Origin of the sequence: Streptomyces sp. FH025 (genome assembly GCF_017427025.1) — a bacterium.
In the GTDB taxonomy this organism is placed as follows: Bacteria; Actinomycetota; Actinomycetes; order Streptomycetales; family Streptomycetaceae; genus Kitasatospora.
On sequence record NZ_JAFLNG010000297.1, the window covers coordinates 1 to 9,042 of the forward strand.

The following is a 9,042-nucleotide window of genomic DNA, read 5'->3' on the forward strand; positions in this document are numbered from 1 at the left end:
TGCAGGTGTCGAGCAGGGCCCGCCACGGCACCCAGCCGTAGGGGTGGACGTTGGCGGGCAGGGCGCCGAGAGTGGCGAGGTCGAGGTCGCCGGTGGCCAGGACGAAGTCGGCGTCGAGCCCGGCGGCGGCCGCGATGACCCGGTCGAGCCTGGTGAGGCCGTCGGTCTTGGGCGGGACGGTGCCCAGCGTGACCGCGATGCGCGGGCGGCGGGCGGGCGCGGCGAGGGGCGCGGGCATGGCACCTTCGCCGTTGTAGGCGACGGGCCGCAGCAGGCTGCCGTACCGCTCCGACCCGACCGTGCTCGGCGGTGCGACGTCGAGGGTGTCGGCGGGTTCGGGCAGGCGGTCGATGCCGTGGCGGGCGAAGGCGTCGGCCATCTCCGTGAGCATCAGCTCGCGCAGCCCGGGGGTGCGGACGAAGCCGAGGTCGTGCTGGACGGCGGGGACGCCCAGGCGGGTCGCGGCGAGCAGGGCGACCGGGAACAGGTACTCGTACACGACCAGGTCCGGCCGCCACCGCTCGGCGAGTTCGACGAAGGCGTCGGCGACTTCGGCGTTGACGTGGGCGGCCAGCGGGACGAAGGCCTCGCGGTCGGCGGCGTTGGTGTCGACGACCCGCCGCATGAGGTCGGGCCGACGGGTGCGGCCGGCCTCGCGGAGCTCGCGGCGCCAGTCGACACCGGGGGCGAGCGGCAGGTAGGGCAGTCCGGAGGCGGCGACGGACTCGCCGCCGTCCATCGAGGCCACCGCGACCTCGTGGCCGAGTTCGCGCATCGCGCGGGCCAGTGGGACGAGCGGGAAGAGGTGGCCGACGCCGGGTGCGCCGGCGAACAGTACGCGCATGAAGGGGAACCTCAGAGATGGGATTTCGACGAGCGGGGTCAGCCGGCGGCCCGGTGCAGGGCGGCTTCCAGGCCGTTCAGCACGGCGTTGCAGTCGCGGTGCAGGGTAGCGGCGTCGACGGCGCTCAGCAGGTAGACGCCGAGCCAGTTGCGCGAGCCCGCGGAGGGGTCGAAGGCGGGCACCGGCTGCCCGGCCGGCAGGGCGAAGGCGGGGACGGGCTCGATGGTGCTGCCCGGTGACAGCAGGCTCGGCCAGTCGACGGCCTGCGGGTTCCAGACGGGCCTGCTGCGCCAGGGCCGTCCGGCGGCGTCGGCCGGGACGACGGCCAGGGAGGCGGCGGCGCGGGCGCTGGAGGTGGGCATGGCCTCGGGGTAGTCGACCCGCTCGCCGAGCAGTTGGCGGACCAGCATGCCGATCGGGTCGAGCCCGAACACCTCGTGGACCTGCCGGGTGGTCAGCAGTCCGCCGAAGCGGGCCGCGGTCTCGATGACGACCAGTTCGCCGTCCCGCATGAGCTTGAGCTCGGTGTGGGTGCCGCAGTTCTCCAGCCCGAGCGCGTCGACGGCCTGCCGCGCGACCTCCTCGATCCGCCGTTGCAGGGGCTCGGGCAGGACGCAGGGCGAGGTGCTGGCCACCTCGACGAAGGACGGTACGGTCGGCAGTTTGGCGGTGATGGCCAGCGCGTGGTGGACGCCGTCCGCGACGATCCCCTCCACGCTCACGTAGTCGCCGTAGCCGCCTTCCTCGTACCAGCCGTCGGTGGAGCCCTCGGCGATCTCCTCGACCAGCCGGTCCCGGTCGGTGTCGGCGGCGTGGAGCTCGTTCATGCCGACCCGGCTGCCGGCCTTCAGCCCGTCCTCGATCCCGCTCCAGGCCGGGGCGGCGTCCTCGGCCGAGTGCAGCACGATCTGGGCGACCGATCCGGCGCCCCAGGCGGGCTTGAGCAGCAGCGGGGGCGTGAGGTCGGCCAGCGCGGCGTCCAGGTCGGCGAGGCTGTCGACCCGGCGGAAGCGGGGTATCGGCACTCCGGCGGCGGCCCACGCCTCCCGCATCAGCCGCTTGTCCCGGGCGCGGATGATCCCTTCGCCGGCGCCGGCCAGGCCGAGCCGGCTCGCGGCGTGCGCGACGGCCAGCACCGCGAACTCGGAGAGCGTCAGCACCGCGTCGGCTCCGATGGCCTTCGCGTGCTCCACGATCAGCTCGACGAGTTCCTCGCCTCGCGGCGCCTCGGGCACCGACTCGATGCTCGTACAGCTGGGCCGCCACACCTCCTGCGCGGCCTCGGGCAGCGGCGCCAGCGCGAGGACGTGCAGTTCCCCGCAGGCGGCGATGCGCGGGAAGGCGTACTCCAGCGGGGCGCCACCCTTGACGTAGACGTACAGGATCCTGTTCAACGTGCGTTCTCCTGAAGGAAGTTCAAGGTGGTTCACTCGGCCGGCGCGGTCAGGCGGCGGTGCGGAAGGGGCGCAGCTGGAGCAGGCCGACGCGGTCGTCCTCGATCGCCCATTCGATGTCGACGGGGGCGCTGTAGCTCTCGTCGGGCGAGAAGTGCGACTGGAGCAGGCGGCTGATCAGCGCCAGCCGGCGCAGGAGGTCCTTGGTGCCGGTGTCGAGGTCGGCGGTGGCGGCGCCGAGGGAGACGGTGCGGCTGCCGCCCTCCATGGTGTTGCACAGGTACTGGAGCGGGGCGCCCTGGCCGCTGACCACCTCGGTCACCGAGCGCGGTGAGACGTTGAGGTAGACGTTGCGGAAGTCCTGCGGGCTGAGCGGGTTGCAGGTGACCAGGACACCGCCGACGGTGGCGCCGACCTGCTCCTGGACGATCACGCCCATGCGGCAGTGGTCCAGCGGGATGCCCGCCTGGTGGCGCAGCCGTACGGCGCGGGGCGAGAACGCGGAGGCCCAGACCTCCCGGACGGCGTCGAGGACCGCGTCCGTGCCGTCCAGGTGGGCGACGGACTCGTAGAGGCCGGCGGCGGAGAAGCCGGGCAGGTCCTCGGCGTTGGAGGAGCTGCGGGCGACCAGGGCGGGTGCGCCGTACAGGTGCCGGTCGACGGCGCGGTCGACCTCCGTGCGGATCGCGTCGGGCAGCGGGGCGGTGCGGATCAGCCGTTGCGCGTCGAGGCAGAGGTCCGTGATGTCCGGGGTGCCCGACGTGCCCCGCCCGAGCGCGGAGTCGAGCCGGTCGAGCGCGGCCCGGAGTTCCGTCGAGGAGTCGAGGAAGCGCTGCTGGAGGGAGAACGGCAGCACGATCCCGCGCGGGACGTGGGCGTGCTCCTTCACCAGGCGCTGTGCGGCGGTGTCCAGTTCGGCGTCGTCCGCGGTCTCGGGGAGGCCGAGCTGCCGGGCGAGGTAGCGCAGCAGGTTGTCGCGGGGCGGCCGGGGGGCGCGGTAGAAGCCGAGCCAGCGCGGTGAGCCGTGCTGCAGCAGGTGGGTGAGTTCGCCGAGGTTGGCGGCCTTGGTGCCGAACCGGACGTTGTCGCCCGCGCGCAGTTCGGTCAGCGGGGTGATGGGGGTGGCCGCGAGGTCGGGCGGCGGCACCGTGACGCGTTCGGCGACCGGCGCCGCCTGTACGCCGTCGCGGGGCGGCGGCGCGGCTTCGAGGAGGAGGTCGGAGCCGTCGGCGTCGACCCGGTAGTTCACCCACCGGTCGGCGAGCCCTTCGCGTTCGATCCGGTCGGCGGCTCCGATGCCGACGGCGTTGGGGATCCGCCACCCGGCGGCCATCACGTTGATGTGGGACAGCGGGGTCGTGTGCTCGGTGTGGATGATGCCGGACACCCGGGGGACGTCCTCGGGCACCCGGGGCATCACCACGATGTCGTGCCACGCGAGCGGCTCGGGGTCGGCCCGGTACTCCTCCTCGTCGCGGAACACCCGCAGCCGCCCGTAGGCCGTCCCGGGGTTCAGCGGCACGAAGGCGGCCGTGGAGTAGAGCTCGTGCGACAGGATGCGCGGTATCTCGCTCTCCGGGATCCCGGCGACGTGACCCTCCTGCCGGTGGTTGGCCGGCTTGAGGAGCAGCGGCAGCGACGGGTCGATGTGTTCGCGGACCCGGTGGTAGAAGTACCGCAGCATGTCCTGGGACATGGTGTCGACGTCGACGGTCTCCAACGACAGGAATGCGTCACCCGCCTGATCCTCGGCCGCGGTGTGCAGGGCGAGGGTGCCGAGATAGAAGCGGCGGTCGGGATTCCGGTAGACGTCGTCGTTGAACGAATCGAGTCCGCGCGCGAGTTCGTCGATCGACATGCCGAGTATCTCGCACGCGATGTAGCGGACGTGGAGAGTGCCGTCCGCGCTGTCGATGAAGTGGAGCACCGAATCGGTGCGATCGAGCACGATCTTCACATAGGGGTAGCCCCCAACACTGCCCGCGAACTGGGAAAACTCCTGGATGGTGAGCTTTCCGCCGGCGAGGCGGGGCCGCGTGGTCGCTTCGTTGCGACCCGAACGGGTAATGCGCACAGTTCAGCCATTCGTCATTGTGCACACGATCGGTGTGCACCAGGTCAGAAGGTTGGTACGACCGCACACATGCTGCCATCAAATCTAAACTTCTGACGATTAGTCACGTGACTTCAAGCCACTACGGATTGATCCGGCCATCAAGTTCCCGTCAATGCCGCCACAATGGCAGGTCAAGCCGTGGCAAAGGTCACACGGCAAGGGGCGCCCGACCGTTCGGGCGGCCGGACCGGGCCGCACTGTCGAAATATTCCCGAAATGTTGATTCCTGCACGATCCCTGACGCCGGCGCGAGCACACCTCGGCCACGCCGCCGATCCCACCGGCGTCGGCGCCGGCGCCGACCCGCTGCTGCACCTGACCGACCAGCCCCAGCGCTCAGCCACCGACCCGGCCGACCTCGCCCGCCATCTCGCCGTCCCCAGCGTCATCGACGCCCGCGACACCCCCGACGCCGAGCGCCGGCGCGCCGCCGGATGGACGTTCCGCGCCCTCGGCCGCCCCTGACGCCGCCCACGGTCCGCCCGCCCCGTCGTGGGACAAATGCGCGCGTCGAAAAGAAAATGGGTCGACGTCCGTCCGCCGTGTCGATCCGCGAGTGCGCCGTTCGACCTGGGGATGGAGAGGGTCGAGAGGCGACCCTGGAGCAAGGAGGCCGAAGATGGCGAAGTACATGCTGATCATGCGGGGCACGGACGAGTCCCTCGCGAAGATGATGGAGACCCCCTTCGAGGAGATGCTCGAAACGGTGGGCCGCTTCAACGAGGAGCTGATCCGGGCCGGCGTGCTGGTCGCCGCCGAGGGGCTGGACGACCCGTCGCAGGGCGTGGTGGTGGACTTCAGCGGGGAGGCCCCGGTGGTCACCGACGGTCCGTACGGCGAGACGAAGGAGCTGTTCGGCGGCTTCTACCTGATCGACGTGGCCTCGAAGGAGGAGGCGGTCGAGTGGGCCAAGCGGCTCCCGGCGTTCCCCGGCTCGAAGTGTGAGGTCCGCCGGGTGCCGGGCATCGAGGAGTTCCCCCAGGACAACGAGTGGATCGTCAAGGAGCGGGCCTGGCGCGAGCGGACCGGCCAGCTGTGACACTCCCCGCCCCCGACGGCCCGCCGATCGCCGAATCGGCGCGGCGGGCCGTCGAGGCCGTCTGGCGGATCGAGTCCGCGCGGATCGTGGGTGCGCTGGCCCGCTACACCGGGGACTTCGCGCTCGCCGAGGACGTCGCGCAGGAGGCCCTGGCGGAGGCGCTGGTCAGCTGGTCGCGCGACGGTGCGCCCGCCAGCCCGGTGGGCTGGCTGCTGTCGACCGCGCGGCGGCGGGCCATCGACGCCTTCCGCCGCAGGTCGGCACTGGACGAACGGTACGCCGCGCTCGCGGGTGAGCTCGCCGAGGGCGAGTTCAGCGCGGGTGCGGCGACGGCGCGGGAGCGGTCGGACGACCTGCCGTGGGACCCGGACCGGGTCGACGACGACGTCCTCGCGCTGATGTTCACGGCCTGCCACCCGGTGCTCTCCCCCGAGGCCCGGGTGGCGCTCACGCTGCGCGTGGTGGGCGGCCTGTCCAGCGAGGAGATCGCCCGGGCGTTCCTGGTGCCCGTGCCGACCGTCCAGGCCCGGATCACCCGGGCCAAGAAGACGATCGCCGCGGCGCGGGTGCCGTTCGAGCTGCCACCTCCCGAGGAGCGGGCGGGGCGGCTCGGCGCGGTCCTGAGCGTCCTGTACGTGATCTTCACGGAGGGCTCGACGGCGACGGCCGGCGACGACCTGCTGCGCCCCGACCTCGCCTACGAGGCCGTCCGGTTGGCCCGGATGCTGACGGCCCTGCTGCCCGCCGAGCCGCAGGCGCACGGGCTGCTCGCGCTGTTCGAGCTCACCGCGGCACGCTTCCCGGCACGCACCGGGCCCGACGGGGAGCCGGTGCTCCTGGAGGACCAGGACCGGCGCCGGTGGGACCGCTCCGCGATCCGTCGCGGACTGGCCGCGCTCGGCCGGGCCTCGGCAGCCGGCCGGGGCCTCGGACCGTACGGTCTACAGGCCGCGATCGCCGCCTGCCACGCGACCGCGCCCTCGGTGCGGGAGACGGACTGGGAGCGCATCGTGCTCCTCTACGAGGCGCTCGGCCGCGTGGCACCGTCGCCCGTCGTCGAGCTCAACCGGGCCGTGGCCGTCGCGATGGCGAGCGGGCCGCAGGAGGCGCTGGGGATGGTCGACGACCTGGCCGCCTCAGGCCGCCTGTCGGGGTCGCACCTGCTCCCGGGCGTGCGCGGCGAACTGCTGTCCCGGCTCGGCCGGACCGCCGAGGCCCGCGCCGAGCTCGAACTCGCCGCCCGGCTGTGCCGCAACACCCGGGAGCGGTCGGTGCTGCTGCGCAAGGCGGCCGCTTTGGGGTGACACCGACGGCCTCCGACCGTTTCCGACTGCTTCCGACGGCCGCCGCCGGGTGCCGTGGTGGGCGCGGGCGCCGTGGTGGGCGTGCTGAGCGCGGGTCAGCGGGCGGCGGTGAGCAGGCCGTTGAGGTCCGGGTAGTCGATGGCGTGCCGGAGGGAGTCGTAGCCGCCGGCGCCGTGCAGGTCGAGGGCCGCGCGGCGTGCGGCGGCGTAGGCGGCCTGGGCCACGCCCGAGCCGAGGCTGACGCGGGCCACGCCCAGGGCGCCCAGTTCGGCCACCGGCGGCATGCCCGGGCCTGCCATGACGTTGAGGGGGACGGTGAGGGCCGCGGCCGCTTCCGCGATGGCGGCGGTGTCGGTGAGGCCGGGGATGAAGATCCCGTCCGCTCCGGCGTCAATGTAGGTGCGCGCCCGGTCCAGGGTCTCCGCGAGCCGGGTGGCCGGAGCACCCAGCTCCCGCAGGTAGGTGTCGATGCGGGCGTTGACGAACAGGTCGACGCCCGCCCTGTGCGCTGCGCGGCGGGCGGCGTCGACGCGCTCGGCGAGTACGGCCGGCGGGCGGGCGCCGTCCTCGATGTTGACGCCCACCGCGCCCGCTTCGAGCAGCCGGGCGACGGTCTCCGCGACTCCGTCCGGGCTCTGCCCGTAGCCGCCCTCGATGTCGACGGTCACCGGGACGCCGACGGCCGCCACGATGCGGGCGACGACGCCCAGGACCAGGTGCCGGGAGACGGAGTCCCCGTCCGGCGCGCCGAGCGCCCAGGCGACGCCCGCGCTGGTGGTGGCGATCGCCGGGGCGCCCGCCGCCTCCACCACGCGGGCGCTGGCGACGTCCCAGACGTTGGCGAGTGCGAGCGGGCGGGCGGGGTCGTGCAGGGAGCGGAAGGCCGAGGAGTCGTTTGCGTTGATCATGCCCCCAGGCAATCAGCGGGCGGAGGCGGTGTCCGGCGGGAAACGGACGTGAACGTCGCCCCGCCGACCGGCCGGCGCCGCAAACACGGACGTGGTCGACGGCGCCATCATCCGCAAGCGGGTCAGCCCCGGACCTCCGTGACCGCGACCCCGTAGGCGCGGGCGGCGGGCTCCGTGACGTACCGTTCCTGCATCTCCGTCAGCTTGCGGACCACCAGGATCGCGAGGACCGCGCCGACCAGCTCCAGCACGTCGGAGGCGATCAGCCAGACGACCGACTGCTGGTAGTCGTCCGCCCAGTGCGCCGTGGACTTGTACTGGCTGCCGAGTCGGTCGAGCAGGTTGGCCAGCCAGAAGGTGGTCCACCAGGCGTTGAGCAGCGTCTGAGAGAGCGGCGGGCGCACGCCCGACTCGTCCGGGCGGACGCTGGCCTGCCAGGTGTCGCCGGCGATCTGCCGGGGGAACCAGAGGCAGACCAGCGGCGTGAACCAGGCGCCGATCGCCCAGCCGCGCCGGAACCGGTGACCGTGCGGGTGGAACGCCTCGGCGTTCACCCGTACCCGGTAGAACCAGATTATGAAGGTGACCGCCGAGATCAGCAGGACCACCGTGTCGACCAGGTCCGCGGTCTTGAAGAACTGCTCCGCGTCCACGAACGGGCCGACCTCGACCGGATCGACGTCGGTGCCGAGGTCTCCGGCCGCCCCGTACAGGCGGAAATCGGCGACGAGCCGGAACAGCACGGCGGCACCACTCAGCGCGAGCAGAACGGTGGCGGCGGTCGCGGCCGGTCTCGGCGGGGCGTAGACGGCGGGGGAAGGCATCGGTGAACGGCTCCAGGTCTGGACCAGAATGACGGAGCGATACCTTAGGGATGATCAGCTTCGTGCACTAGTCGTTTCTCCACCCGGGTTGATGACGAATCGGTGACATCGAAGGCGGCGGCGAACGCGTGGTCGTGGACAACCCACTCGATTCCGGGGCGTTACCGGACATTCGTACGCGGCTGGTGGGGAGCGACGACACCGGCGGCGGAGGGATTGGCTGAAGGACCACGTGCCCCGGGGTCGACGCCCCGGGGCACGTGGCGCGGATCAGCTGCGCGGCCAGGCGCAGTGCACGTGGGAGTCGTGGCCCGCGTCGCCCGGGCCGAGCACCTCGGTGGCGCCCAGTTGCTTGCAGGCCTGCTTGAATCCGGCGACTGCCTGGTTGGTCCGGCTGACGTGCACTCCGTTGATGGAGCTGGTGTCGAAGGCGAGACCGGCGTAGTGGCGGGAGTTGGCGCTGTGGTCGCCGCCGGCGATCTCGGTGAGGTCGAACCGGAAGCCGTGCTCGGTGTTGAGCTTGAGGATGCCGTTGAGCATCCGCGCGTCCAGGTGGACCGGGCGGGCTCCGGCGTCGCCGTACTTGCTGGTCATGGCCGCCTTGCCGGCCGCC

At 72.6% G+C, this 9,042-nt stretch carries 8 protein-coding genes and 1 pseudogene; 3 read left to right on the forward strand and 6 right to left on the reverse strand.

Translation table 11 applies throughout. From position 1 onward, the window contains the following. The 3 genes from J0670_RS20995 to J0670_RS21005 form a co-directional block, all read right to left on the reverse strand. A partial coding sequence (locus tag J0670_RS20995; protein ID WP_207813182.1) for a nucleotide disphospho-sugar-binding domain-containing protein occupies window positions 1–844 on the reverse strand: 844 nt, incomplete at its 3' end. 38 nt (window positions 845–882) lie between these two features. Then, complete coding sequence (locus tag J0670_RS21000; protein WP_207813183.1) at window positions 883–2,238, reverse strand: acetyl-CoA carboxylase biotin carboxylase subunit family protein; 1,356 nt, start codon at window positions 2,236–2,238, stop codon at window positions 883–885. 49 nt (window positions 2,239–2,287) lie between these two features. Continuing rightward, entirely contained in the window at window positions 2,288–4,186 is a 1,899-nt protein-coding gene (locus J0670_RS21005; protein ID WP_307806625.1) for a PEP/pyruvate-binding domain-containing protein, read from the reverse strand. A 384-nt stretch (window positions 4,187–4,570) separates the two neighbouring features. Here J0670_RS21005 and J0670_RS21010 point away from each other — a divergent pair, with 384 nt between their 5' ends. From J0670_RS21010 to J0670_RS21020, 3 genes are all read left to right on the forward strand, one after another. Continuing rightward, window positions 4,571–4,819, forward strand: coding sequence for a hypothetical protein (locus J0670_RS21010; protein WP_207813184.1), 249 nt, complete (start codon window positions 4,571–4,573; stop codon window positions 4,817–4,819). Window positions 4,820–4,973: 154 nt separating this feature from the next. Next, entirely contained in the window at window positions 4,974–5,393 is a 420-nt protein-coding gene (locus tag J0670_RS21015) for a YciI family protein (protein WP_207813185.1), read from the forward strand. Next, entirely contained in the window at window positions 5,366–6,697 is a 1,332-nt protein-coding gene (locus tag J0670_RS21020; protein WP_207813189.1) for an RNA polymerase sigma factor, read from the forward strand. Before J0670_RS21015 ends, J0670_RS21020 begins: the two co-directional genes overlap by 28 nt. Window positions 6,698–6,792: 95 nt before the next feature. Here J0670_RS21020 and J0670_RS21025 read toward each other — a convergent pair whose 3' ends face one another. The 3 genes and pseudogenes from J0670_RS21025 to J0670_RS21035 all read right to left on the reverse strand — a co-directional run. Next, window positions 6,793–7,605 (reverse strand): isocitrate lyase/phosphoenolpyruvate mutase family protein, encoded by an 813-nt coding sequence (locus tag J0670_RS21025; protein ID WP_207813186.1) that lies wholly within the window; start codon window positions 7,603–7,605, stop codon window positions 6,793–6,795. A gap of 122 nt (window positions 7,606–7,727) precedes the next feature. Continuing rightward, entirely contained in the window at window positions 7,728–8,429 is a 702-nt protein-coding gene (locus J0670_RS21030; protein ID WP_207813187.1) for a DUF4328 domain-containing protein, read from the reverse strand. A gap of 270 nt (window positions 8,430–8,699) precedes the next feature. Then, window positions 8,700–9,042, reverse strand: a pseudogene (locus J0670_RS21035) (hypothetical protein); the annotation flags it as partial.